We start from the raw sequence: 23,253 nt of genomic DNA, 5'->3' as shown, positions 1-23,253 counted from the left end.
ACCGCGGCGAAAGGTCCCGCCGAAAGGCGCATTGACGGACTTCGCATAGGGAACAAAGGTGAGCAACCATGTCACTCTTTAGAACGAGAATCCTGCCGCCGGTGGCGATCGCCGCCGGTGCCACGCTGGTGCTCGGCCTGACCCCGGCCGCCGCCGCGGACACCGTCCCCGACGGCCCTGCTCTGGCGAAGCAGCTTGTCAAGAAGGTCGACGCCAACGGCGTCAACCGGCACCTGATCGCCCTCCAGCGCATCGCCGACACCAACGGCGGCACCCGGGCGGCGAGCACCGAAGGCCACAAGAAGTCCGCCGAGTACATCGCCACCAAGCTCGAGGCGGCCGGCTACCAGGTGACCCGCCAGGAGTTCCCGTTCACCTACTCGGAGACCCTCGCCGAGAAGCTGACCGCGGGCGGTCAGAGCGTCCCGATCATCGCCATGGAGTACACGAAGTCGACGCCGGTCGGCGGCATCACCGCGCCGCTCGCCGTGGTCGCGGTGGACGACACCAGCGGCTGCGAGGCCACCGACTACACCGCGGACGTGGTGGGCAAGATCGCGCTGATCAAGCGCGGTGGCTGCTCGTTCGCGCAGAAGCAGCAGACCGCCGCGGCGGCGGGCGCGATCGGCGCGGTCGTCTACAACAACACCGACGGCGCGCTCAACGGGACGCTCGGGGGCCCGGAGAACGCGGCGATCCCGACCGGAGGCGTGACGGCGGCCGCGGGGGCGCAGCTGGCCACGCTCGGCGGGCAGAACGTGACGCTGGAGCTGCGGGCCTTCCAGGAGGCGCGGACCAGCTACAACGTCATCGCCGAGACCAAGACCGGGCGCAAGGACAACGTCGTGATGCTCGGTTCGCACCTCGACAGCGTCCCGGCCGGCCCGGGCATCAACGACAACGGTTCCGGCTCGGCGACCCTGCTCGAGACCGCGCTGCAGCTGGGGAGCAGCCCGAAGGTCAACAACGCCGTCCGCTTCGGCTTCTGGAGCGCGGAGGAGTTCGGCCTGATCGGCTCGACCTACTACGTCGACCAGCTGAGCTTCGAGCAGCAGCTGGACATCGCGCTGTACCTGAACTTCGACATGATCGGCTCGCCGAACGCCGGCTACTTCGCCTACGACGGTGACAACTCCGACGGCGTCGGCGCGGGCGCCGGCCCGTACGGCTCGGCGCAGATCGAGAAGACCTTCGTGGACTTCATGCAGGCCGCGCGGGGCGTGTCCCTGGAGGGCACCGACTTCACCGGGCGTTCGGACTACGGCGAGTTCATCGCCGTCGGCATCCCGGCCGGCGGGCTCGACACCGGTGCCGAGGTGCTGAAGACCCCGGCGCAGGCGGCGAAGTGGGGCGGCAAGGCCGGCATCGCGTTCGACCCGTGCTACCACCAGGCCTGCGACAACCTGGGCAACATCGACCGGGTCGCGCTGGACCGCAACGCCGACGGGGTCGCCTGGGCCCTCGGCGTCTACGCGACGAGCACCGAGAGCATCAACGGTGTCCAGCCGGGCAAGGCGAAGGCGGCCAAGCAGAAGGCCGCCGAGCGCACGGCGCAGCGGAACTTCTCCGCCCGCGCCGTCGCGGGTGACCCGCACGCACTGACTGCCTGACGACAGACCGAAGGGGCCGTCCCGGTGAGCGGGGCGGCCCCTTCGTCGTGCTTGACTAGCCCAGGTTGTTGGTGCCGAAGGTGTCGCAGCGGGCGGGTTCGCCGGTCTGGAAGCCGGTGGTGAACCACTTCTTGCGCTGCGCGGACGTGCCGTGGGTGAACTTCGAGCGGTCGACCTGGCCGCCGCCGAGGTTCTCCTGGATGTAGTCGTCGCCGATGCGGGACGCGGTGTCCAGCGCGGAGTTGACGTCGTCCTGGGTGACGTCGGTGATCAGCGGCTTGCCGCTCTCGGTCGGCGTCGTCGAGGCGTGGTTGGCCCAGACGCCGGCGTAGCAGTCGGCCTGCAGCTCCAGGCGCACCGAACCGGACGTCGGGCCGGTGCCGGTGCCCTTGCGCGAGGTGCCGAGCAGGTTCTGCACGTGGTGGCCGTACTCGTGGGCCAGCACGTACGCCTCGGTGAAGAGGCCGCCCTGCGCGCCGAAGCGGGTCTTCAGCTCGTTAAAGAAGGACAGGTCGATGTAGACGTCCGAATCGGCCGGGCAGTAGAACGGGCCGGTGTCGGAGGTCGCGCTGCCGCAGCCGGTGCGCACGCCGCCGTTGAAGAACTTCGTCGGCGCCTTCTGGTAGGTCGCGCCCGAGCGGGCGAACTGCTGCGTCCAGTAGTCCTGGACGGAGTTCACGATCGCGACGATCGCGCAGTCGTGGTTCTTGTTGGCGTCCGCGCCGGTCTTGCACTCACTGGCCAGCTTCGAGTTGTCGACCTGCTGGCCGGACCCGACGCTGCCGAGCCCGCCGCTCAGGCCGCTGCTGCCGCCGGTGCTGACCCCGCCCAGCTGGGACAGCACGAAGTAGATGATCACGCCGACGATCCCGAGCCCACCGCCGCCGAGCGCCACGCGGCCGCCGATCCCGCCGCCGCCTCCACCGCTTCCGCGCAGGTCCTGGACCTCGGAGGCGTCCAGGCCGGCGTCGTCGTCGAATCTCACCAGCAAATGTTAACGAGCCTGGGTGCGGCCGTCGCGCTGACGGGCGCACCCAGGCTTGTACCGAGGTATGTCTTTGGTCGAGCGGTTGGCCGCTTCCGGGGCCGGCGTTCAGGCGCTGTCGTCACGGCTTCCGAGGCCGTGACCGGAGCCAGGCCCGACCGACGCCGTATGCGTGATGCGCATGGAAGCCCGCTCATAGCTGTTCACGGTGAGACTTGTTCTGCCGTCGGCCGGCGCACTGCTATCGAGCTGCCTCGCGTTTGCGCGCGGGGCACGCCGGCCTGACCAGAACAACCCTCGATCGCGACCGACCCGGTAGGAGTCCGTTCCGGTCGCGGGGACGCAGCTGGCGGTCAACCGCGAGAATCACCCGCCACGCAACCACCTGACCTCTCCGGCGGGGAGCCGGGCCGGCACGCCGCCGTCGCCGCGCCGCTTACCCTGGCCGACCTTCCGCCACAAGCAGAATGCGCCTTTCCCGGCCGAGTCTCAACCTTTTCGTAACCCCACCTTCGGGCGATGTTGCACCGGCATTTTCACCGGCAGACGGAATGGTCTCGGAGCGCGCGGTCGCTTGATCAACGTTCTACGCTGCCTTATGAGCGAGGAGCGTGCGGTGCGGTGGTTGGACGATGCGGAGATGGCGGCGTGGCGCTCCTACGTCGTGTCGACCCTCCTGTTGCGGCAGCGGCTGCACCGCGAGCTGACCGAGGCGCACGAGGTTTCGCTGGTCGACTACGAGGTGCTCGTCTGCCTGCAGATGCAGCCCGGCCGCCGGATGCGGATGTCCGAGCTGGCGTTCATGATGGGCTCGACGAAGAGCCGGCTTTCGCACCAGGTGGCCAAGCTCGAAGAGGCGAGCCTGGTCCGGCGGGCCCGCGACCCGGAGGACAAGCGCGGTGTCATCACGGAGCTGACCGAGGAGGGGCTGGCGCTGCTGGAGAAGGCCGCGCCGACGCACGTGGAAGGCGTGCGCGAGCACCTCATCGACCTGTTGAGCCCCGAGGAGCAGGCGACCATCGCCGCGGCGTTCGAGCGCGTGCAGGCGCACCTGCTGGCGGGGGAACACTGAACCCGGGCGCTCGGTGCGCCCGGGTTCCGAGTGCGGTAGCGGTGGGATTCGAACCCACGGAGAGGTTGCCCCCTCGCAGGTTTTCAAGACCTGTTCCTTCGGCCGCTCGGACACGCTACCCCTGCCCACGAGGGTAGCCGACGCACTTCGGGGCGCCCTGGGCCCCGCCGTGGACGGGCCGGCCGTCCGCTGGTGCCGACCCGGCCTCAGGTCCAGCTCAACGTGAGCGCCGCGCCCTGCGCGCGGCCCGCTTCGGCGGCCGGCGTGCGCCGGGCCGGGTCGAGCGGGTTCTCGCCGACCGCGGCCTGCGACGCCTCGTCCGGCGTGATCAGCGCGACCTCCGCACCCGCCTTGCGCAGGTCGTCCAGGACCTCCAGCAGCGGCTTCTCCATCGGCAGGGGAGCGTCCACGCCCAGCGGTGCCACCACGGTGACGCGCTTGGACCCGCTCGCGTAGTCGGCGTTTTCGGCCGAGCGGACGCCGCCGTCGACGTACCGGCGGCCCTCGATCGTCACCGCCGGCCAGACACCCGGGACCGCGCAGCTCGCCGCCACCGCGTCGACCAGCGGGACGCCGGACTCGCGGTCGAAGCGGCGTGGCTCGCCCGTTTCCGCGTCCACCCCCACGATCACCAGCCGCCGCGCCGGCCACTTGTGCACCGGCAGCCGCGCCTCGATCACCGCGCGACGATCCGCTTCGGACACCGTTTCGGCCGCCAGCGCCAGCTTCCCGACGGCCCGCCGCACCTCGGCCGGATCGGTCGCGCCGGTGACCGCGCCGCCGAACTCGGCGGCGAACTTCTCGAAATCGATCTCGGCCGGGATCTCCGGCGCCTGCCGCGCCGGGTCGACCTGGCGCGCGTACAGCTCGGCCAGCGGCAGCCCGCTGGTCACCTGCGCGGCCACGACCGACCCCGCCGACGTCCCGACGAGCAGATCCGCGCCCGTCAGGTCCTGGCCGTGTTCGGCCAGCCCCGCCAGCAGCCCCGTCGTCCACGCGATCCCGGCGACCCCACCGCCGCCCAAAACCAATGCTTGTCCGCCCATGCGGGCAGCCTAACGATCAGGTCCGACAATTCCGGGCCGCCGGGGTTACCCTCCAGGTCGGTGCGGCGAGAGGGGCGGCGATGACCGCGAGGATCGAAGGCTTCCACCACGTCAAGTTCCCGGTGCGCGACCTGGCGCGCAGCCGCGAGTGGTACGAGCGCGTGCTGGGGCTCGAGGTCAGCCACGAGTTCCCGGACGACGACGGCGTCGTGCGCGGGGTCGCCGGGTCGGTCGACGGCGTGCCGGTGGCGTTGCGCGTGCAGGAGAAGGCCGCCGCGGGGCTCGCCGGGTTCGACCCGGTCTGCTTCTCGATCGCCGACCGGGCGGCCGCCGAGGCGTGGATCGCGCGGCTGGACGAGCTCGGTGTCGAGCACCCGCCGTTGTTCGAGGCCACCACCGGCTGGATGGTCCGCTTCACCGACCCCGACGGCACCGAGATCCGGCTCTACAGCCTTTCCAAGGACGACGGCGTCGACCACACCGGCGAGCGGGGCTACGCCCAGCCGGTGCGCTGACTCAGGGCTGGCGCAGGGCCTTCGCGGCGATCCGCGCCCGCACCTCCGGCCGGCGCAGCGGCGGCACGGTCGCCGGCGGCTGGCGGCGCTCGGGCAGCTGCTCCAGCAGCCGGGCGGTGATCTCGGTGATTTCGGCGACCGCCGCCTCGAACGGCTCGCGCGTGGCGTCCGAAAGCGACTGGACACCGGTGACCTTGCGGACGTACTGACGGGCCGCGGCCTCGATCTCCTCGCCCGTCGCGGCCGGCTGGAGCCCCCGCAGGGTGGTGATGTTTCGGCACATGCCGCCCAGGGTACGGCTTTTCGCGGGCGCCGATCACACGGTCGGGTAGGCCGGGCCCGGCTTCGTTGACGGCCGAACCGGTGCTGGGCAAGGTCGGGGAAGTGCCCCTCAGACCGCGCCCGTTCCGCTCCGCCCGCCCCGAACCCGGCATCCTCGAAGAAGAACCCCCGGAAACCCCGATCCCGGAGCAGGCCTGGCCCCGCGTGCGGGCCGACGAGCTGGTCACCCTCGTCGCACACGTCTTCGCCGCGCACGGCCTCCCCGAAACGCGCGCCCGGATCGCCGCCGAAGCGCTCTGCCACGGCGACCTCACCGGCTCGCCGGAGACCGGGGTCGCCGAGCTGACCCGCGTGCACCTGCCCCTGCTGAAGAACGGGCTCGTCGTGCCGCACGCCGAGCCGCTGATGATCGCCGACCGCGGGGCCGCCGCGCTGATCGACTACCGCCGCGCGCCCGGCCTCTGGGCCGTCGGCGACGCGATGGACCGGGCGGTGACCCGCGCCGGCCGCTTCGGCGTCGGGCTCGTCTCGCTGCGCGGCATCGGGCCGTTCGGCCGGGCCGGCCACCACGCCGCGCGGGCCCTGCCGCACGCCATGATCGGGCTGGTGCTGGCCGCGGGCGGCGAGCCGGACCAGCCGATGAACCCGCTGGGCATGGCGGCGCCTGGAGGGGCGTACCCGGAGTTCGTCTTCGACATGGACCGCCCCGGTTCGGATGCGGCCGGGCTGACGTTGCTGGTCGAGGTCCTCGCCGGGGTGCTTTCCGGGGTTGCCGACCACGAGCACGACACCGGGCTGCTGGTGCTCGCGATCGCGCCGACGACGCTGCGCAGCGCCGACGGTTTCTACCGCGCGGCAAGCGCGTTGTTCGGGAGCATGCTCGGCTGGGAGGGCGGGGCGCCGATCCGGTACCCCGGCTGGCGCGAGGCGCAGCACCTCGAGCAGTGCCGGGCACTGGGAGTGCCGCTCGCCGGGCCCGTGCGCCGTGAGCTGGACGCCCTCGCCGCCTCACTCGGCCTGCCGCCGCTGACCAGCGTCGGCTGAACCCGGACTCGCTTGGGACCAGGCCTCAGTGGACCAGGACCACCTTGCCTCGGTCGGGGCCCACCGCCACGATGTCGCCGTTGGTCAGCTGGCGGCCGCGGCGGGTTTCGACCTCTCCGTTGACCGTTACCTCTTCCGCGTCGATCAGGTCCTTGGCGTGGGAGCCGTCCTCGGCCAGGCCCGCCAGCTTGAGGAACTGGCCCAGGCGGATCGGCTGTCCGGTGATGGGTACGTCGACGGGCTCGCTCATGCACGCATCATGCCTTCTCAGGTGCGGGCGGTCGTCTGCCGGTAGAGCGCCAGTACGTCGGTGTCGAAGTAGCTCGAGTACGACGTGTCGGCGTCGTCGCCGCCGAACTCGAAGCCGCCGATCACGCCGATGACCGTTCCGAGCCGGGTTTCCGGGTTCTCCCGGGTGACCCACGGGCCGCCGCTCGTGCCCGTCGGGAAGCCCGCGCAGTCGACCCGCAGCTGGAAGGTGTCCTGCTTGCGGGTGGTGTTCTGGCAGACCGCGGGGACCTCGGAGTCGTCCGGGTAGCCGGTGAGCGTGATGGGCTGCTCGAACGCGGTGCCGGTGGCCAGCAGGTTCGCCCCGACCAGGCTCTCCAGTGACTTCGTGGCGCCCGCCTGGTGCGCGGTCGCGAAGCCGACGTCGAGGTCCGGGTCCGACGTTGCCGCCCAGCCCGGGGCGACGAGCTCGTCCGACACCGTCCAGTAGCCGAAGGGGGCGACGCCGTCGTGGTAGGCGGGCGCGAAGGTGATCCCGGTGAGGTACCCGCCGCCCTCGCCGTCGTGGATGCAGTGGGCCGCGGTCAGCAGCACGTCGCCCCGCTCGCTGTGCACGACGCTGGCCGTGCAGTAGTGCGCGCCGTCGGAGAACAGCGCTCCGACCGCGGGGCTGGACACCGACGGCAGATCGGTCACCGGGGCCGCCGCCTCGGCCGTGGCGACACCCGGCGTGGTCGCGATCGCCGGTGGCGCCGGCCGGGCCGCGAAGACCACGACGACGGTGATGCCGAGCAGCACGATCGCGGCGAGCGTGAGCAGGACGAACGGTCGCCGCAAGAGCATCGCCTCCTCGTCCGGGTGCCGCCGACGAGATCCACCATAGGACGACGCAGCGGCACAATCAGCACACCCACAGCAAGCTCACAGCCGCTAGCATCGGCTACTCGGGAGTAACACCGGACGGTCGGGAGGGCCGATGAAGCAGTTCGCGGGCAAGGTCGTGGTGGTCACCGGAGCGGGCTCGGGCATCGGCCGCGCGCTCGCGTGCGAGTTCGCCCGGCGCGGGGCCCGGGTCGCGCTGTCCGACGTCGTCACCGCGAACGCGGAGGAGACGGCCGAGCTCGCCGGCGGCAACGCCCGCGCGTACACCTTGGACGTCGCCGACCGCAGCGCCGTGCTCGCGCACGCCGAAGACGTCGCCGAGGAGTTCGGCGCGGTCAACGTCGTGGTGAACAACGCCGGGGTGGCCCTCGGCGCGACCGTCGAGGAAATGACGTTCGAGGACTACGACTGGCTGATGGGCATCAACCTCGGTGGGGTCGTGAACGGCACCAAGGCGTTCCTGCCGCACCTGATCGCCTCCGGCGACGGGCACGTCGTCAACATCTCCAGCGTGTTCGGCTTCGTCGGCGTGCCGACGCAGAGCGCCTACAACGCGGCGAAGTTCGCGGTCCGCGGGTTCACCGAGGCGCTGCGCGAGGAAATGCTGATCGCCCGGCACCCGGTCGCGGTGAGCTGCGTGCACCCGGGCGGGATCAAGACCAACATCGTGCGCAACTCCCGCGGCGCGGCCGAAGACCAGGAAAAGGCCGCGCAGGGCTTCGAACGGATCGCCCGCACGACACCGGAGAAAGCGGCGCAGACGATCCTGCGCGGGATCGAGCGGAAGTCGGCGCGGATCCTCATCGGACCGGACGCCTACGTGATCGACGCGATTCCGCGCGTGCTCGGCTCGGCCTACCAGCGGCCGTTGGCGGCGCTCGCGCGGCTCGGGCTCAAGGCGTAGCGGAAAGCCGAATCCCTTTCACGGCAGGGTCACGCGACGCAGTTTCCCACCGCCGTGTCACTCAATGGAGTTGCGTTTCGGACAGCACCGTCCGAAATGGTCCAGAATGCGTGGGGTCCGCCAGCCCCGTCCCGGAGGTCCCCGATGCTTCGCACCGCACCGCGCAGTGCGACCCGTTCGTCCAGCGACCGCACCGCGGTGGAACTGCTGGACCGCACCGGCATCGTCGCGGCGAGCCTGCCCCGGCGGCGCCGCACCGAAGACGAGGCGGCCCGCGCGGAGGTGCCGATCTACACCCGGCCGCCGGTGTGCGACCAGGACCTGCGCGAGAAGTCGGTGGTGATCCGGCGGCGCGCCCGCACCTGGCTCGGCGGCGGGGCCGCGGTGCTGCTCGTCGCGGCCGGCTGGCTGGGCGGTGGCCTCTTCACCGGCGGGCTGTTCGCCCCGGCGCCGGAACGCGATGTCGCCCAGCTCGAGGCGCGCCCCGCGGTGGCCGCGGCACCCGCGCCGGAACCGCCGCCGGTCCCGCAGGCGCCGGTCGTCGTCACGCCCGCCCCGAAGACCGTGTACGTGCCGGTGCCCGCGAAGCCGGCGCCGAAGCAGGTCCAGGCCCAGGCCCAGGCGAAACCGCAGCCGAAGAAGCCGGTGCCGGACGAGGAAGCCGAAGCGCGGGCCGACCTGCCGCCGTCGGCCACCCCGTCACCGACGCCCAACCCGATCCAGGCCTGGGTCGAGGTCGCCGAGAGCATGGCGCAGCGCTACGGCGGCCGCTGAGTCAGGTTCCCGACCAGCGGTATTCGTGCTCGGGGCGGCCCGTGGCGCCGTAGCGCAGGCGCATCTGGACCGTCCCCGACTCCGCCAGCGCGGTGAGGTACCGCTGCGCCGTGGCCCGCGCCATGCCGAGTTCGCCCGCGACCTCGGCGGCCGACAGCGGGCGCCCGGCTCGCCGCAGCTGCTCCGAGACGAGCCGGGAGGTCGCCGTCGACTGGCCCTTCGGCGCGGTCGTGCGGTCCTGGTCGTGCAGCACGCGGTACGCGCGGTCGACGTCGTCCTGCGCCAAGGCGCGGTCTTCGGCGAGGAGGCCGCGGAAGCGCGCGTAGGACGTCAGCCGTTCCGCGAGCTGGCGGGTGGTGAACGGCTTGATCAGGTAGTTCAGCGCGCCGGCCCGGATCGCCGCGGCCACCGACGCGCTGTCGGTCGCCGCGGAGAGCACGATCGTGTCGGTCTGCAGCTCCGGGAGCACCGCGAGGCCGGACTCGTCGGGCAGGTAGACGTCGAGCAGGATCAGGTCCGGCGCGAGTTCCCGGACGCGGGCGCGCGCCTCGGCGGCGGTGTGCGCGGTGCCGACCACCGCGAAGCCCTCGACCTCCTCGACGAACCCGGCGTGCACGCCGGCCACCCGGAAGTCGTCGTCGACGATCAGCGTGCGGATCATCCGTCCTCCGTCAGCATGCCGGGCAGTTTGGCGACGAACAGGGCACCCGTCTCGCCCGCACCCGGGTCGGCGAGCCAGACGTCGCCGCCGCGGGCACGGGCGGCCTGCCGGGCGAGCGCCAGGCCGAGGCCGTGCCCGGGCGCGATCTTCGTCGAAACGCCTTCGTCGAACAACGTCCGCCGCAGGTCCGCCGGCACACCCGGCCCACTGTCCACAACGGACACGTGCAGCGTGCCGCCCTCGGCGAGCAGGCCGATTTCCACCGTCGCCGGCCGCCGCGGACCCATCCGGGCGGCGTGCAGGGCGTTGTCGACGAGGTTGCCGATCACGGTGTTCGCGGCGATCGGGTCGGTCACCGTCGTGGGCACCCAGGTGTCTTCGGCGAGCTTGAGCGTGAGCCCCTTTTCCTGCGCCTGCTCGGTTTTCGCGACGAGCAGCGCCTGCAGGTACGGGTCCGCGACGGCGTCGCCCAGCTCGCTCGGCCGCGCGGACGAGGAGTCCGTCAGCGTTTGCAGGTACTCGACGGCCTCTGTGTGGTGGCCGAGCTGGAGCAGCCCGTAGAGCGTGTGCAGCCGGTTGGCGAACTCGTGGCGCTGGGCCCGCAGGCCGTCGGAGAGCGCGCGGATGCCGTCGAGCTCGCGGGTGAGCGTGTCGAGGTCGGTGCGGTCGCGGAAGGTGAGCACGGTGCCGATCGGCCGGTCGTCGAGCCGGACGGCCCGCGAGTTGATCACCAGCACCCGGTTCCCGGCCACCGCGAGGAGGTTGTCGACCGGAAGCCCCTCGCCGACGGCCTTGTGCAGGCGCGGGCTGAGCTCGAGCTCGGACATCGCCGCGCCGATCGGGAGCTCGGTGCCGAGCAGGCGTTCGGCCTCGTCGTTGCGCACCGAAACGCGGTTCGCTTCGTCGACGGCCAGGACGCCTTCGCCGATCCCGTGCAGGACGGCTTCGCGTTCGTAGAGCAGTTCGGTGAGTTCGTGCGGTTCGAGGCCGTGCGTGACGCGCCGCAGCCGCCGGTTCAGCAGGGCCGACGCGCCCGCGCCGAGCAGCAGCGCACCACCGGCGAACAGCAGCGTGTACACCAGCAGCTGGTTGAACGCGCTGATCGGCTGCGCCACCTCGAACCCGACACTCACCTCGCCGACCACGCGCTCGTGCCCCGCCGTCCAGATCGGTGTCTTGCTGCGGACCGACAGGCCCAGCGTGCCGCTCTGCACCGCGCTGACCTCGTCGAACCCGGCGAGCGCCCGCTCCGGCGACGTGCTGACCGGTTTGCCGATCTCGGACAGGGTCGGGTGGGCGAGGCGGATGCCCTTGTCGTCGGTGATCACGACGAACAGCGCGTCGTTGGCTTCCGTCACGGCGAGCACGCGCTCTTCCAGGGGGCCGCCGGGGAGCTTCGCGGCGGTGTTCGCCACCACGACCGGGTCCGCGGCGACGGACTTCGCGATGGCCAGCGCCCGGCGGCCGTACTGGTCGGTGAGGGTGGTGCGCAGGAGCACGCTGACCAGGGCCACGCCGAGCCCGACGACCAAGGCGACCACGCCGATCTGCAGCAGCAGGACCTGCCTGCTGAACCGCATCCGCGGGAAGAGCGCCCACTTTGGCATGGCCGGGACCATACCCCCAGGTCACGGCAGTGCGCTAAATGAGCAAAACATTCAGAACGCGCAGCTCGCGCGGAGAACGTCGACAAGCTTCACCTGGGCGCCACACCTACTTAACGTCCCTTCCCAACGTGAGCCCCACCACGTGACGAAGGAGTCACCTCCACCATGGTTCCCCCACTGATCGAACTCACCGGAGCCACCAAACGGTTCCCGAGCGGGTCCGGGTCCGTGCACACGGCCGTCCGCGATCTGACCATGACCGTCCAGCCCGGCGAGTTCGTCGCGGTCGTCGGCCCCACCGGCTGCGGCAAGTCGACGACGCTCTCGCTGGTCTCGGGCCTGCAGCCGCCGTCGGCCGGCCGGGTGCGGGTGAACGGCGAGGACGTGAAGTCGATCCCCGACGGCGTCGGGTACATGTTCCAGACCGACGCCGTGATGCCGTGGCGGTCGGTGCTGGAGAACGTCGCCTCCGGGCCGCGGTTCCGCGGGGTGCCCAAGGCCGAAGCCCGCGCGCAGGCCGTGGACTGGATCGCCCGGGTCGGGCTCGCCGGGTTCGAGAAGTACTACCCGCACCAGCTCTCCGGCGGCATGCGCAAGCGCGTCGCGCTGGCCCAGACCCTCGTCACCAAGCCGAAGATCCTGCTGATGGACGAGCCGTTCTCCGCGCTCGACGTCCAGACGCGGGCCTTGATGCAGGACGAGCTGCTGCGGCTGTGGTCCGGTTCGGGGGCCGCGGTGATCTTCGTGACGCACGACCTCGACGAGGCCATCGCGCTGGCGGACAAGGTCGTCGTGCTGACGACCGGGCCGGCCACCGTGAAGGACGTCTTCGAGATCCCCCTCGACCGGCCGCGGAAGGTGGAGGAGCTGCGGCTGACCGAGGACTTCCGCAAGCTCTACGCCGACATCTGGGAATCACTGCGCAGCGAGGTCGACAAGGCCCGTGAGAAGGGAGCGAGCAATGTCGCTTGAGACACCCGCGGCCACCTCCGCACCCCTCCCGGTCCTGGAGACCGAGCAGGACATCCTGGCCCGCGCGAAGCAGGCCACCGCGCGCCGCAAGCGCAACATCTGGCTGCTGCGGCTGGCGATCGTCGTCGTCTGGCTGGGCAGCTGGGAGCTGACCGCGACCTACTGGATCGACCCGTTCTTCTACTCGAAGCCGTCGAAGATCTGGGAACGGCTGGTCGAGTGGTTCAGCACCGGCACCGACTTCGGCTCGATCTGGTACCAGATCCTGGTGACCGTCGAGGAGGCGGCGATCGGGTTCGTCATCGGCGCCATCGCCGGTGTCGTGTTCGGCGTGATCCTCGGCCGCAGCGCCTACCTCGCGCAGGTGCTGGCGCCGTTCATCAAGGCCGCCAACGCGTTGCCGCGCATCGTGCTCGCGGCGCTGTTCGTCATCTGGTTCGGGCTCGGGCTGTCGTCGAAGGTCGCGACCGTCGTCGTGCTCGTGTTCTTCGCGGTGTTCTTCAACGCCTTCACCGGCGCTCGCGAGGTGGACCGCAACCTGATCGACAACGCCCGCATCCTCGGCGCGACCCGCGGCCAGGTGCTGAAGTCGATCGTGCTGCCCAGCGCGACGTCGTGGATCCTGTCGTCGCTGCACGTGGCGTTCGGTTTCGCGCTGATCGGCGCGGTGGTCGGCGAGTACACCGGCGCGAAGGCCGGCATGGGCTTCCTGATCGCGAACGCGCAGGGCACGTTCGACACCGCGGGTGTGTACGCGGGCATGCTGATCATCACCGTCGTCGCGCTGCTGGCCGAGTGGGGGATCAGCACGCTGGAGGGCAGGCTGCTGCGGTGGCGGCCGCCGTCCGCCTCCGAAGCCGCGGTCAAGGCGGTCTGACATGCGTCTCAACAGGACAGTCGGCGTGGTGGCCGCGCTCGCGGTCACCCTGGCCGGGGTCACCGCGTGCCGCGACTCGCGGGAGATCGCCCTCGGCACCACCGGCCAGCCGCACATCAAGATCATGGTCGGCGGCCTGTCGAAGGTGATCTACCTGCCCGGGCAGCTCGCCCAGCAGATCGGGGCCTACCAGCGGCAGGGGCTGGACGTCGAGCTCTTCGACCAGCCGTCCGGCGCGAACGCCGAGACGTCGCTGCTGGCCGGTGAGGTGCAGGCGGTCGTCGGGTTCTACGACCACACGATCGACCTGCAGGCCAAGGAACAGTGCATCGAGAGCGTGGTGCAGTTCGCGAACGTGCCGGGCGAGGCCGAGATGGTCGCGACGAAGAAGGCGGGCGAGGTCAAGTCGGGCGCGGACTTCAAGGGCCGCAACCTCGGCGTCACGTCGCTGGGTTCGTCGACGGACTTCCTGACCAAGGCACTGGCCCTGCGCGGTGGCGTCACGTCGAAGGAGTACACGCCGGTGAAGGTCGGTGCCGGGCAGACGTTCATCTCGGCGATGAACCAGGGCTCGATCGACGCCGGGATGACCACCGACCCGACGATCGCGCAGCTGACGAACACGGGCCAGGCGAAGGTGCTCTACGACATGCGCACGGTCGAGGGCACGAAAGCCGCCCTGGGCGGGTTGTACCCGGCGAGCTCGCTGTACATGGGCTGCGAAATCGTGAAGCGGTATCCGGACATCGTGCAGAAACTGGCCAATGCGTACGTCGAGACGCTGAAGTGGATTTCTTCGCACACCCCGGAACAGGTCGCCGCGATGATGCCGCCGTCGTTCGCCGGCGGGGACAAGGCGCTGTACGTGAAGTCGCTGCGGGACAGCCTGCCGATGTTCACCAAGGACGGCCGGATGGACCCGGCCGGGGCCCGGAACGTGCTCAAGGTGCTCGGCGAGTCGTCGAGCAACGTCAAGCCGAAGAAGGACAAGATCGACCTGTCGAAGACGTACACGACCCAGTTCGTGGACGCCGCCCACGCGCAGGCCCAGCAGTAGCTCCGCTCACCTGACCGGGCGGTAGGTGAGCGACATGGACCCGTGAAGGCCTCTTATCCCCCGCGGAGGCCTTCACGGGTCTTTTTTGCGCAATTCCGGCAAATGGTGAGTATTTCCCGGAATGTGAAGACCCTTCGAAAGTAGCTACCTTCTTTTCGGTGCGGCTCCAACACTTGGGGACACGGTTTTCCCGGTCCCCCTCGGTGAACGGAGTCCCCGCATGTCCAAAACCCTTCGCGTCCTCACGGCGATCGCCGCCGCTGCCGCCGGTCTCGCCGTCACGGGCACCGCGCACGCCGCCGTCGAGTACGGCGCACACTTCCACGGGCACCAGTTCTCGGGCGGCAACTGGGGCGGTTACGTCAGCTTCGGCAGCTTCACCACGGCGACGGCGAGCTGGACCGAACCGTCGGTGACCTGCAACTCCACCAACGACCTGTTCGCGCCCTGGGTCGGCATCGACGGCGACGGATCGTCCACTGTGGAGCAGACCGGTGTCGAGACGGACTGCTCGAGCGGGCGTCCGGTGTACTCGGCCTGGTACGAGATGTACCCAGCCGCACCGGTGTACTACAGCGTGTCGGTCAGCGCGGGCGACCACATCACCGCGACGGTGACGCGCACCGCCACCAACACCTACCGGCTGGACCTCTCCGACACGACCAAGGGCTGGTCGAAGTCCACGACGAAGTCGCTGACCTCGAAGCACGCGTCGGCCGAGGCGATCATCGAGTCGCCCACCGACTCGTACCCGTCGATCTCCGGCGGGGTCAAGTTCACCGGCGTCAAGTTCAACGGCACGAACCTGGCCTCGACGAGCCCGTCCGGCCTGAACGCCGACGACCGCGGCACCTACACGTGGATCCCGGGCGCGATCGGCTCGGACGGCCAGAGCTTCACCATCTCGCGGCACTGAGCGACCTGACGCCCCCGGACCCGCCCGGGGGCGTCAGAGCTTCGGCAGCCGCACGGTGATCTTCGCGCTCACCTCGGCCCGCACGTCCACTTCGAGCGCGAAATCCTCGCCGTAGAGGTGCGCGAGGCGCTTGGCCAGCGCGGGTAGCCCGGAGATACCCCGGTAGCCCGGTCGGTGGCGCTCCCACCTGCGGTGGCCCGACGCGAGCCGGAAAACGTCCGGGTAGGCCAGCCGCGGGTCCTCGTGCTCGACGCCGAGGACGACGTCCGTGCCGCCGTCCTCGACGGTGATCGCCAGGCTGGGGCCGGGCGCGAACTGCACGGCTCGCTCGACCAGCGGTTGCAGGCACATGAACGGCACCTTGAGCGGCAGCACCTCGGGGGCGATGTCCATCACCACGGTCAGCCGGTCACCGAGCAGTTCCCGGGCCAGGATGAGGTACTGGTCGACGCACCGCACCTCGTCGGCGAGCACCGTGAACTCGCCGTACTGCCGGGAGCGGTAGCGGAGGAAGTCGGCGAACTCGCGCAGCAGCTCGGTCGCCCATTCCGGGTCCGTTCTCGTCAGCGATCCCACCGTGGTGAGCGACCGCGAAACGAACGTGGCCGGGATCGGGTCCGGGAGGACGAGCAGGGGTGGTTCGTCGGCGGACGGCTCGAACCGCTCCCATTCGCCGAGGCACAGCTGGTCGGAGATCAAGCCGGCCAGCGCGCGCAGAACCACGTCCCGGGCGGCGGACCGGTCCGCCGAGTAGACGACCAGCACCGCCCGTACCTCGTCGTCGACCTTGAGCGGCAGGGTCGCCGCGTACCGGACCGGGCAGGACGAACCGCTGCAGGAGACACCGTGCGGCGCGGCGGCTTCCGGCACCCCGGTCGCCAGCGTTCGCGCCGCGAACAGCCTGGCCCGTTCGATGTGCTCCTGGTCGACCGCGCCGTCCCAGCCGATGGTTCCCCGGTCGGTCACGATCACCACGGCGGAAACCTGGAGCAGCGCTCGAAGCCGTGCCGCGCTTTCCGCGCCGATGCCGCGGCGGAACCCCGCGACGATCGACAGGATGGCGAAGATCCGCTCCCGGACCGGCTCGACCAGTTTCCGGCGGCGCCGCGCCTGGACGGCCCGCACCAGGAACAAGGCCACCACGAACCACACGATCGCCGCGACGTCCGTCACGTGCGGCACGTCAGTAGCGCTCCGGCCGCCGTCGGGTGCGGACCAGCACGTTGCGCGCCTCCTGGAGGTACTCCGGGCTGACGACCAGACTGCGGCCCGCGGCCTGCACGGTCATCTCCCGATCGGCGAGCCGGACGTTCTCGACGTGCTCGACGGCCACCCAGTGCTGCTCGTCGACGCGGACGAACCCGGCTGCCGCCCAGTCGGCGGTCAGCACCGACACCGGTACCCGGACGGAGAACTCGCCCGCCCGGGTGGACAGCCGGGCGCGGTCGCCGTCCAGCTCGGCCAGGCACACGTCGGAGAGGCGGAGCAGTTCCTCGACGCCGTCGCGCTCCACGGAGATGAGCGGATCTCCCGGCACTCCGCCCTCGTTCGACGAAGTGCGGTCGATCAGCTTGCGCACGGCGTCGGAGAGCCGGTCCGTGCGGACGGGCTTGAGCAGGTAGTCGACGGCTTCGAGCTCGAAGGCTTCGATCGCGTGCTGCTCCCACGCGGTGACGAACACCAGCCCGGGCGGTACGGCGAACCGGGCGATCATCCGGGCCAGGTCGAGGCCGTTCAGCCCCGGCATTTCGATGTCCAGGAACACGGCGTCCAGCTGTTCCTTCTGCCTCAGGACCTGGTGGATGTAGCGCGTGGCGGTGAGCGCGTCCGAGACACCGTCGACCTTCCCGACGCGGGGATCCGCGCGCAGCAGGTGGACGATCTCCTCCAGCGCGTAGGCCTCGTCGTCGACCGCGAGCACGTTCAGCCGTCCGGCCTTCGGAGGTGGCGCCGGCGGTTCGCCGTTGTACACCTGGGAATTCACGTAGAGGTGGCCTCGTACGTCGCGTATTTGAACGGCGGTCGTGGGATCGCCTTCCACCTGGTTGACCACGTCGTCGTTCTTGTCGGTCATGCATCCCTCGGTCGGTCCGCGTCAAGAATCGCCGACGTCCCGAGGCCCAGTCAATTGTCAAGAACTAGACAATTACTTCAGGTTGTTGATGGCCCAGGCGACGACCATCACCGCCAGCACGAGCGACACGACGGCCTGCAGCATCATCGTCATCTTCGCCCAGATCCGCAGGGGCATCACGTCGGTGGGGCTGAAGGCCGCCGCGTTGGTGAACGAGAAGTACAGGTAGTCCAGATAGGACGGTTCCCAGTCCTGGTTCGCCAGGCCCGGGTCGGCCATCTGCGGGAACTGCAGGTCGGGGTACTCGGCCCGGCCCGCGGCCCGCCTGCCCGGGCCGCCGCGGTCGAACTCCCAGTACCAGAGCGAGAAGGCGACGATGTTCGTCCAGTAGACGATCGCGCCGGTGACCAGCACGGCGCCGGCGTGGTCGCCGATCGAGCCGGTGGCGATGTTGTAGACGAGCGTCACCGCGGACCCGGCGTTCACCGCGGTGACAGCCGCGACGAGCAGCAGCGAAATGACCCGCTCGACGGCGCTGAACTGCGACATCCGCCCCGGGTTGACCAGCAGCAGGGCCACCACGAGCAGCGCCGAGACCGCGGGCAGCAGCCACCGCGGGTGCAGCGCCATGTCGTCGGGCACGGCGACCTGCAGGACGAGCGTCGCGACGACGACGCCCATCGCGGGCCAGCGCGTCTCCCCGGAGGTCCGCCGGCGCCAGGCGGGAAGTGCCTCTTCTGTCACGCGCTCAAGGTAGGACGGCGACGCCCGGCTAGCCAGCCGGTGCCGTCGTCACCTCGCCGGGGAGCTTGCGCGCCACGTCCGTCCGCGAACGCGCTCCCAGCTTCCGCAGCACCTTGGCCACGTGCTGCTCCACCGTGCGCGGGGAGAGGAACAGCCCGTCCGCGATCTCCCGGTTCGTGCGGCCCTCCGCGAGCATCCGCGCCACTTCGCGCTCGCGCGGCGACAGCTCGCTCCCGTACCCCCGGCGTCCGCGTTGCGAGGGTGCCCAAGCGCCGTGCTCGCGCAGCTGGTGACGGCAGCGTCCGGCGTCTCGGGTCGCTCCCAGCTGTTCGTACGCCTCGGCCGCCGCGGTCAGCTCGTCCACCGCCGACCGGTTGCCCGCGGCGAGCCGGCACATCGAAGCGCGTTCCCGCATGGCCGTCGCCGGGTAAGGCATCGGCAGGGCCGCGTAGCCGGCCGCGGCTTCGTCGAACAACGCCGCCGCGGCCAGGTGCTTGCCGCGCGCCTCGAGCAGCACCGCGCGACCGGCCACCAGTGCGGCCGCGGCCACCGGCGCGTCACGGCCTTCGATCCCGCGCGCGAACGCCTCGACCACGTTGTCGGCGTCCGGCCAGCGCTCGGCCCGCGCGTACGCCTGCGCCGCCGCCGGGACCAGCGCCGCCGCCCAGATCCAGACGCCCTTGCGCCCGGCCGCGGCCACCGCCGTGTCGGCCGCCGCGCACGCGCCGTCGACGTCGTCGGTCGCCAGCAGCACCGAGATCAGCACCCCGGCAGCCGACAGCACCACCGGGATCGGGCCGCGGTCCGGTGCGTGCACGCTCGCCGCGGCCAGGTGCCGTTGCGCGGCCGCGAACTCCCCGCGCACGGCCGCGAGCCCACCCAGCACCAGCGACGACTCCATGACGATCGGGCCCAGCTCCGGGTAGCTGTCCCGCAGCTGCTCGGCGGCTTCGGTCAGGCCGGACCAGCGCCCGCGCACCCAATCCAGCCGGACGCGGGTGCCCTCGATCAGGCCGATCGCGTACAGCGCGCCGGCGTCGGTCGCGCGCCGGACGCCCTCGGTCACCAGCCGTTCGGCGCGGTCGAGGTGCCCGGCCCAGGACTGCCCGTCGGCCAGGTTGCACCACAGCCGGGCCAGCTGGACGCGCTCGGCGACGGTGCCGACCGTGTCCGACAGCGCTTCGAACTCCGTCCACGCCGAGCCGTCGCCGACGTGCGACGCGGCGGCGATGCGGTCGGCGGTCAGCGCGAGCCGCAGCTCGGGGTCGTCGAGCCGGTCGTACACCTCGCCCGCGCGGGCGCGCCAGGTTTCGTGCCACGACAACGGCGTCAGGCCGTCGATCGGCTGGGCGAGCAGGGTGATCCCGCGGGCGGCGAGGTCCGGCCGGTCGGTCAGCTCACCGACCGCGCGCTCGACCTCCAGCCGGCCGCGGCCGAGCCCGCCGATGGTCCGGACCAGCAGCATGCCGACGCTCAGCCGGATCGACCCGCGCACCGAGGGCGGCAGCGTCACCTCTTCGAGGACGCGCTGCAGCGTGCCGAGCACCTCGGGCCGGAACCCCCGCAGCGCGACCTGGCTCAGCTTGCCCGCCACGCGCCCGGTGTCGGCCTGCGAAGGACCGGGTTCGGCGAGCACCGACTGCAGGAGGTCGATCGCGCGGGACGTCTCGCCGCGCGTGATCGCCTCGTCGGCGGCTGCTTCCGCGTAGTGCCGCCACTGGTCGACGCGGCCGGCGGCGCGGGAGTGCCGGGCCAGCAGGGTGAGCGGCGGCGACGGCAGCGCGGCGAGCACGCGGATCGCCTGGGCGTGCAGCAACGCGCGTTCGGGACCGCTCACCGTGTCGTAGACCGCCTTGCGCGCCAGCGGGTGCCGGAAGCCGTACTTGCCGTCGCCGGCTTCGCCGAGCACGCCGGCGGCGAGGGCGTCGAGCAGCGTGGTGCGCAGGGTTTCGCCGGACAGCTCGGCCAGTTCGCCGAGCACCGCGGCTTCGGCGGCGACGCCGAGCACCGCGGCCGCGCCGGCCAGCCGCACGGACGGCTCCGGGAGCGCGGCGAGCCGTTCGGTGACCGCCTCCCGCAGCAGCACCGGGACTTCGAGGTTTTCGAGCAGGCGCTCGGAGAGGGCCTCGCCGACCGGGAGCCGTCCGGCCGCTTCCTTGAGCGCCCGCAGCGTTTCCTCGGCCACGAAAGGGATCCCGGCCGTGCACTCGTGCAGCTTCGCCGCGAAGTCGTCGGTCACCCGTGGCAGTTCGAGGATTTCGACGGCCAGCTCGCGCACAGCCGCGACGTCGAGCGCGCCGAGCGCGACGCGGGCGGAGTGGACCGCCGGGCCGGCGCGGAACGGGGTGCCCACCGCGTCGGGCGCCGACCGGTAGGCGGCCACCAGCGCCAGTTCGGGCGGCATCGCGCCGGCGAGGAACCGCAGGAGGTCGCGGGTGTCCTCGTCGGCCCACTGGAGGTCGTCGATCAGCACCAGCGCCGGTCCGCAGGCGGTCAGCAGCTCCCGGACCGCGCGGAACACGCGGTGGCGCTCGGCGACCGGGTCGGTGAGGGGTTCGGGCTGCGGGGGAAGCGCTTCCGCGAGCTCCGGCAGCAGCGGCCGCAGCACGCCGGCGACCGGGCTGAGCGGGCCGAGCGGGGCGTCGCCGACCGCGCGAAGCGCTTCCAGGACGGGCCCGTAGGGAAAGGGGTGCCGCAGCGGCTGGCAGGCGCCGGTGAGCACGCGGCCGCCGTCGAACTCCTTGCGCCGTCCGATCTCCGCGAGCAGCCGGGTCCGGCCCATGCCCGGCTCGCCTTCGACGAGGACGGCGGCCGGGCGGCGGCGCAGCACGGCCACGATGGCGTCGAGCTCGGTGTCGCGGCCGGTCAGCCGGGCGGGTCCCGACCGGATGGACACCGAGGTGGGGCGGGGGGTGGTCAGCCACATTTGACCCTCCTCGCAGCGCACCGGAAACCAGTGCGCGGGAGCCTAAGCAGCGGCGATGCGTCCGTAAACCTTTCACCGAATACGTGGTGAGAGCTGTTGTCACACGTCCGCCTACCCACCGTCACCGGTTTGCTGCGGGAACCGGGGAGATCGGGTCACCCTGCGTGCGAAACGCGGGCCGATCGCACGTTCGAGCGCTGCTTCACGCGATCGAGTACTCCAAATGGCTACTGAAAGTAGTTCACAGAAACCCTACTTACGGACCTGTCCGACCGGGTGACACCGACCGCTTGGGCCCGGCTGGAGCAGGGGTTTCGTCCTCGGTGAATGCGTATACCCATTCGCCGGGCGCCCGGATTGCACCGTAACGCCCACTGCGGGGACGCTCACCCGGGGGAGTACCACTGCGTGGCCGGTGCGGAGCCGCGCGTAACCATCTAGGGAGAAGCATGAAGATCGCGAGACTTCTCGGTGCCGCTGCCACCGCGGTCATGGCGACGGGCGCGCTGGCCGCGACCGCCGTCCCCGCGTCGGGCCAGGACCTGCTGAACCCGGACATGGTGCCCGCCATGCAGCGGGACCTCGGCCTGACCCACGACCAGGCGCTCGCGCGGCTGAAGAGCGAGGACGTCGCGAACCGGGTCACCGAATCGCTGACCGCGGCGCTCGGCGAGGCGTTCGGCGGCGCCACCTACAACGCCGCCACGGGCAAGGCGCACGTCGCCACGACGAACGCCGCGCTGGCCGCCAAGATCCGCGAAGCCGGTGCGGAAGCGGAAGTCGTGAAGTTCAGCGCCCGCCAGCTCAACTCCACTGTGGACACCTTGAACGCCGCCGCGGCACCGGCCGCGGTCACCGGCTGGGGTGTCGACGACGCCACCAACCGCGTCACCCTGGACGTGCTGCAGGGCCAGCGGGCCGCCGCGCAGGCGTTCCTCGCCAAGTCCGGTGTGGACAAGTCCGCGGTGACGATCCGCGAGACGGCGTCGACGCCGACGACCTACGCCAACATCCGCGGCGGTGACGCCTACTACATCGGCGGTTCGGCCCGGTGTTCGGTCGGGTTCGCCACGACGACGGGCTTCGTGACCGCCGGGCACTGCGCCGCGCTGACCGGCGCCGGTGCGCTGACCGGGTCCAACGGCGCTTCGCTCGGTTCCTGGGGCCGGTACAGCTTCCCGACCAACGACTACGCGGCGGTCCGGACCAACAGCAGCTGGACCCCGGTCGCCCAGATGAACAACGGCACCGCGGTGCGCGGCCAGTCGAACGCCGCGACCGGCACGTCGGTCTGCAAGGCCGGCTCGACCACCGGCTGGACCTGCGGCACGATCGGCGCCAAGAACCAGACCGTCCGCTACTCCGAGGGCACGGTGTACGGGATGACCGCCACCAACGTCCGCTCGGCGGCCGGTGACTCGGGCGGCGGCTTCATCGCCGGCAACAGCGCGCAGGGCGTCCTGTCCGGCGGCAACACGTCCACGACGTACTTCTTCCCGATCGGCGCCGCGCTTTCGGGCACCGGCACCACCCTCAAGACCAGCTGAGGTCCGTAAGACAGCGAAAGGGCGGGTTTCGGGCGCCTCCAGCGCGCCCGAAACCCGCCCTTCGTCCTCGCCGCGGGAATGGGAGGTTCAGGGGTCAGACGTTGCTGATCTCCTCGATCAGCCCGTCGACGTCGAAGTGCGCGCTCTCTTCGCCGAGCGGCACCAGCTCGATGGAGGCGTCCAGGAACGTCCGGACGTCTTCCACCTCGAGCTCGAACGACGCATAGCCGTCCGGTGACTCGATTTCCAGGGTCAGGAAGTCTTCGTCGTCGGAGAGGTCCGGGCGGATCCGGACGTCGCCGAGGCCGGCCGGCTCGTCGAGCCCGGCCACGAGGAGGTCGCGGGCGAAGGTCCACTCGATCCACCGGCCGCGCTCGGTCCGGAAGGCCACGGTCACCGCGAAGGGTTCGTGGGAGTGGTAGGACAGGCGCGACAGGACGGGCGTGGTGCTCTCGTTCAGCAGCACGAACTGGCTCTGGTGTACGGCGTCGGTGTGCACGGCCCCTCCTGGAGTCTCGCGGTCGGTTCGC

General features: G+C 71.2%; 23 protein-coding genes and 1 tRNA gene. 11 read left to right on the top strand and 13 right to left on the bottom strand.

The features are described from left to right. Positions 1 to 68: 68 nt before the first annotated feature. Positions 69 to 1,610, top strand: a complete 1,542-nt coding sequence (locus tag ACWEGE_RS26015) for a M28 family metallopeptidase (protein ID WP_449663050.1) — start codon at positions 69 to 71, stop codon at positions 1,608 to 1,610. 55 nt (positions 1,611 to 1,665) lie between these two features. Here ACWEGE_RS26015 and ypfJ read toward each other — a convergent pair whose 3' ends face one another. After that, positions 1,666 to 2,595 carry a KPN_02809 family neutral zinc metallopeptidase gene (gene ypfJ, locus ACWEGE_RS26010; RefSeq protein WP_449663049.1) on the bottom strand — a complete coding sequence of 310 codons (930 nt, stop codon included), beginning with the start codon at positions 2,593 to 2,595 and terminating at the stop codon, positions 1,666 to 1,668. Between the two features lie 598 nt (positions 2,596 to 3,193). On the opposite strand from ypfJ, the gene ACWEGE_RS26005 reads away from it, so the two are divergent. Next, complete coding sequence (locus tag ACWEGE_RS26005; RefSeq protein WP_449663048.1) at positions 3,194 to 3,667, top strand: MarR family winged helix-turn-helix transcriptional regulator; 474 nt, start codon at positions 3,194 to 3,196, stop codon at positions 3,665 to 3,667. A gap of 33 nt (positions 3,668 to 3,700) precedes the next feature. Here the strand turns inward: ACWEGE_RS26005 and ACWEGE_RS26000 are convergent. Together ACWEGE_RS26000 and ACWEGE_RS25995 are read right to left on the bottom strand one after the other, a co-directional pair. Continuing rightward, positions 3,701 to 3,787 (bottom strand) — tRNA-Ser (locus ACWEGE_RS26000). An 86-nt stretch (positions 3,788 to 3,873) separates the two neighbouring features. Beyond that, complete coding sequence (locus ACWEGE_RS25995; protein ID WP_449663047.1) at positions 3,874 to 4,713, bottom strand: patatin-like phospholipase family protein; 840 nt, start codon at positions 4,711 to 4,713, stop codon at positions 3,874 to 3,876. Positions 4,714 to 4,793: 80 nt separating this feature from the next. Here ACWEGE_RS25995 and ACWEGE_RS25990 point away from each other — a divergent pair, with 80 nt between their 5' ends. Then, positions 4,794 to 5,228: a VOC family protein gene (locus ACWEGE_RS25990; RefSeq protein WP_449663046.1), complete on the top strand. Its 435-nt coding sequence runs from the start codon at positions 4,794 to 4,796 to the stop codon at positions 5,226 to 5,228. 1 nt (position 5,229) lies between these two features. Here the strand turns inward: ACWEGE_RS25990 and ACWEGE_RS25985 are convergent, their stop codons facing one another. Further along, entirely contained in the window at positions 5,230 to 5,511 is a 282-nt protein-coding gene (locus ACWEGE_RS25985) for a DUF2277 domain-containing protein (protein WP_364245121.1), read from the bottom strand. A gap of 101 nt (positions 5,512 to 5,612) precedes the next feature. Here ACWEGE_RS25985 and ACWEGE_RS25980 point away from each other — a divergent pair, with 101 nt between their 5' ends. Next, complete coding sequence (locus ACWEGE_RS25980) at positions 5,613 to 6,554, top strand: Ldh family oxidoreductase (protein WP_449663045.1); 942 nt, start codon at positions 5,613 to 5,615, stop codon at positions 6,552 to 6,554. Between the two features lie 25 nt (positions 6,555 to 6,579). Here the strand turns inward: ACWEGE_RS25980 and ACWEGE_RS25975 are convergent, their stop codons facing one another. Together ACWEGE_RS25975 and ACWEGE_RS25970 are read right to left on the bottom strand one after the other, a co-directional pair. Then, positions 6,580 to 6,804 (bottom strand): RNA-binding S4 domain-containing protein, encoded by a 225-nt coding sequence (locus ACWEGE_RS25975; protein WP_449663044.1) that lies wholly within the window; start codon positions 6,802 to 6,804, stop codon positions 6,580 to 6,582. A gap of 17 nt (positions 6,805 to 6,821) precedes the next feature. Next, positions 6,822 to 7,625, bottom strand: coding sequence for a trypsin-like serine peptidase (locus ACWEGE_RS25970; RefSeq protein WP_449663043.1), 804 nt, complete (start codon positions 7,623 to 7,625; stop codon positions 6,822 to 6,824). 133 nt (positions 7,626 to 7,758) lie between these two features. On the opposite strand from ACWEGE_RS25970, the gene ACWEGE_RS25965 reads away from it, so the two are divergent. Beyond that, on the top strand, positions 7,759 to 8,568 hold the full coding sequence (locus tag ACWEGE_RS25965) for an SDR family NAD(P)-dependent oxidoreductase (protein ID WP_449663042.1): 810 nt from the start codon (positions 7,759 to 7,761) through the stop codon (positions 8,566 to 8,568). A gap of 144 nt (positions 8,569 to 8,712) precedes the next feature. Beyond that, positions 8,713 to 9,342: a hypothetical protein gene (locus ACWEGE_RS25960; protein ID WP_449663041.1), complete on the top strand. Its 630-nt coding sequence runs from the start codon at positions 8,713 to 8,715 to the stop codon at positions 9,340 to 9,342. 1 nt (position 9,343) lies between these two features. Here the strand turns inward: ACWEGE_RS25960 and ACWEGE_RS25955 are convergent, their stop codons facing one another. Both ACWEGE_RS25955 and ACWEGE_RS25950 read right to left on the bottom strand, forming a co-directional pair. Further along, a complete protein-coding gene (locus ACWEGE_RS25955; RefSeq protein WP_449663040.1) occupies positions 9,344 to 10,003 on the bottom strand; it encodes a response regulator in 660 nt (219 codons plus the stop codon). Further along, entirely contained in the window at positions 10,000 to 11,583 is a 1,584-nt protein-coding gene (locus ACWEGE_RS25950) for an ATP-binding protein (RefSeq protein ID WP_449663104.1), read from the bottom strand. The genes ACWEGE_RS25955 and ACWEGE_RS25950 overlap by 4 nt, the downstream gene beginning before the upstream one ends. Positions 11,584 to 11,775: 192 nt before the next feature. On the opposite strand from ACWEGE_RS25950, the gene ACWEGE_RS25945 reads away from it, so the two are divergent. The 4 genes from ACWEGE_RS25945 (at position 11,776) to ACWEGE_RS25930 (ending at position 15,432) form a co-directional block, all read left to right on the top strand. Beyond that, positions 11,776 to 12,582, top strand: a complete 807-nt coding sequence (locus tag ACWEGE_RS25945; protein WP_449663039.1) for an ABC transporter ATP-binding protein — start codon at positions 11,776 to 11,778, stop codon at positions 12,580 to 12,582. Further along, positions 12,572 to 13,459 (top strand): ABC transporter permease, encoded by an 888-nt coding sequence (locus ACWEGE_RS25940; protein ID WP_449663038.1) that lies wholly within the window; start codon positions 12,572 to 12,574, stop codon positions 13,457 to 13,459. Before ACWEGE_RS25945 ends, ACWEGE_RS25940 begins: the two co-directional genes overlap by 11 nt. Position 13,460: 1 nt before the next feature. Further along, positions 13,461 to 14,516, top strand: a complete 1,056-nt coding sequence (locus ACWEGE_RS25935; protein ID WP_449663037.1) for an ABC transporter substrate-binding protein — start codon at positions 13,461 to 13,463, stop codon at positions 14,514 to 14,516. 220 nt (positions 14,517 to 14,736) lie between these two features. Next, positions 14,737 to 15,432, top strand: coding sequence for a G1 family glutamic endopeptidase (locus ACWEGE_RS25930; protein ID WP_449663036.1), 696 nt, complete (start codon positions 14,737 to 14,739; stop codon positions 15,430 to 15,432). A gap of 33 nt (positions 15,433 to 15,465) precedes the next feature. Here the strand turns inward: ACWEGE_RS25930 and ACWEGE_RS25925 are convergent, their stop codons facing one another. From ACWEGE_RS25925 to ACWEGE_RS25910, 4 genes are all read right to left on the bottom strand, one after another. Then, positions 15,466 to 16,605, bottom strand: a complete 1,140-nt coding sequence (locus ACWEGE_RS25925) for a sensor histidine kinase (protein ID WP_449663035.1) — start codon at positions 16,603 to 16,605, stop codon at positions 15,466 to 15,468. 10 nt (positions 16,606 to 16,615) lie between these two features. Next, positions 16,616 to 17,506 carry a LytR/AlgR family response regulator transcription factor gene (locus tag ACWEGE_RS25920; protein ID WP_449663034.1) on the bottom strand — a complete coding sequence of 297 codons (891 nt, stop codon included), beginning with the start codon at positions 17,504 to 17,506 and terminating at the stop codon, positions 16,616 to 16,618. A gap of 72 nt (positions 17,507 to 17,578) precedes the next feature. Further along, positions 17,579 to 18,187 (bottom strand): hypothetical protein, encoded by a 609-nt coding sequence (locus tag ACWEGE_RS25915; RefSeq protein WP_449663103.1) that lies wholly within the window; start codon positions 18,185 to 18,187, stop codon positions 17,579 to 17,581. 91 nt (positions 18,188 to 18,278) lie between these two features. Beyond that, the gene (locus ACWEGE_RS25910) at positions 18,279 to 21,176 is read right to left on the bottom strand and encodes an ATP-binding protein (protein ID WP_449663033.1); all 2,898 of its coding nucleotides are present in this window, start codon (positions 21,174 to 21,176) and stop codon (positions 18,279 to 18,281) included. A 449-nt stretch (positions 21,177 to 21,625) separates the two neighbouring features. Between ACWEGE_RS25910 and ACWEGE_RS25905 the strand changes: the two genes are divergently transcribed. After that, positions 21,626 to 22,723 carry a S1 family peptidase gene (locus ACWEGE_RS25905; protein WP_449663032.1) on the top strand — a complete coding sequence of 366 codons (1,098 nt, stop codon included), beginning with the start codon at positions 21,626 to 21,628 and terminating at the stop codon, positions 22,721 to 22,723. A gap of 94 nt (positions 22,724 to 22,817) precedes the next feature. Here the strand turns inward: ACWEGE_RS25905 and ACWEGE_RS25900 are convergent, their stop codons facing one another. Next, a complete protein-coding gene (locus tag ACWEGE_RS25900) occupies positions 22,818 to 23,222 on the bottom strand; it encodes an SsgA family sporulation/cell division regulator (RefSeq protein ID WP_449663031.1) in 405 nt (134 codons plus the stop codon). Between the last annotated feature and the right edge of the window lie 31 nt (positions 23,223 to 23,253).

The sequence above is a fragment of the Amycolatopsis sp. NPDC004747 genome (genome assembly GCF_053601335.1).
Note: the sequence above shows the minus strand (reverse complement) of the source record. Positions and strands in the feature narration are given on the sequence as shown.

What these genes read in the sequence shown, in the direction of transcription:
- ACWEGE_RS26015 (WP_449663050.1), top strand. Translation starts at nt 69, where the DNA reads ATGTCACTCTTTAGAACGAGAATCCTGCCGCCGGTGGCGATCGCCGCC.
- ACWEGE_RS26005 (WP_449663048.1), top strand. Translation starts at nt 3,194, where the DNA reads ATGAGCGAGGAGCGTGCGGTGCGGTGGTTGGACGATGCGGAGATGGCG.
- ACWEGE_RS25995 (WP_449663047.1), bottom strand. Translation starts at nt 4,713, where the DNA reads ATGGGCGGACAAGCATTGGTTTTGGGCGGCGGTGGGGTCGCCGGGATC.
- ACWEGE_RS25990 (WP_449663046.1), top strand. Translation starts at nt 4,794, where the DNA reads ATGACCGCGAGGATCGAAGGCTTCCACCACGTCAAGTTCCCGGTGCGC.
- ACWEGE_RS25985 (WP_364245121.1), bottom strand. Translation starts at nt 5,511, where the DNA reads ATGTGCCGAAACATCACCACCCTGCGGGGGCTCCAGCCGGCCGCGACG.
- ACWEGE_RS25975 (WP_449663044.1), bottom strand. Translation starts at nt 6,804, where the DNA reads ATGAGCGAGCCCGTCGACGTACCCATCACCGGACAGCCGATCCGCCTG.
- ACWEGE_RS25970 (WP_449663043.1), bottom strand. Translation starts at nt 7,625, where the DNA reads ATGCTCTTGCGGCGACCGTTCGTCCTGCTCACGCTCGCCGCGATCGTG.
- ACWEGE_RS25965 (WP_449663042.1), top strand. Translation starts at nt 7,759, where the DNA reads ATGAAGCAGTTCGCGGGCAAGGTCGTGGTGGTCACCGGAGCGGGCTCG.
- ACWEGE_RS25960 (WP_449663041.1), top strand. Translation starts at nt 8,713, where the DNA reads ATGCTTCGCACCGCACCGCGCAGTGCGACCCGTTCGTCCAGCGACCGC.
- ACWEGE_RS25955 (WP_449663040.1), bottom strand. Translation starts at nt 10,003, where the DNA reads ATGATCCGCACGCTGATCGTCGACGACGACTTCCGGGTGGCCGGCGTG.
- ACWEGE_RS25950 (WP_449663104.1), bottom strand. Translation starts at nt 11,583, where the DNA reads ATGCGGTTCAGCAGGCAGGTCCTGCTGCTGCAGATCGGCGTGGTCGCC.
- ACWEGE_RS25945 (WP_449663039.1), top strand. Translation starts at nt 11,776, where the DNA reads ATGGTTCCCCCACTGATCGAACTCACCGGAGCCACCAAACGGTTCCCG.
- ACWEGE_RS25940 (WP_449663038.1), top strand. Translation starts at nt 12,572, where the DNA reads ATGTCGCTTGAGACACCCGCGGCCACCTCCGCACCCCTCCCGGTCCTG.
- ACWEGE_RS25935 (WP_449663037.1), top strand. Translation starts at nt 13,461, where the DNA reads ATGCGTCTCAACAGGACAGTCGGCGTGGTGGCCGCGCTCGCGGTCACC.
- ACWEGE_RS25930 (WP_449663036.1), top strand. Translation starts at nt 14,737, where the DNA reads ATGTCCAAAACCCTTCGCGTCCTCACGGCGATCGCCGCCGCTGCCGCC.
- ACWEGE_RS25920 (WP_449663034.1), bottom strand. Translation starts at nt 17,506, where the DNA reads ATGACCGACAAGAACGACGACGTGGTCAACCAGGTGGAAGGCGATCCC.
- ACWEGE_RS25915 (WP_449663103.1), bottom strand. Translation starts at nt 18,187, where the DNA reads ATGGGCGTCGTCGTCGCGACGCTCGTCCTGCAGGTCGCCGTGCCCGAC.
- ACWEGE_RS25910 (WP_449663033.1), bottom strand. Translation starts at nt 21,176, where the DNA reads ATGTGGCTGACCACCCCCCGCCCCACCTCGGTGTCCATCCGGTCGGGA.
- ACWEGE_RS25905 (WP_449663032.1), top strand. Translation starts at nt 21,626, where the DNA reads ATGAAGATCGCGAGACTTCTCGGTGCCGCTGCCACCGCGGTCATGGCG.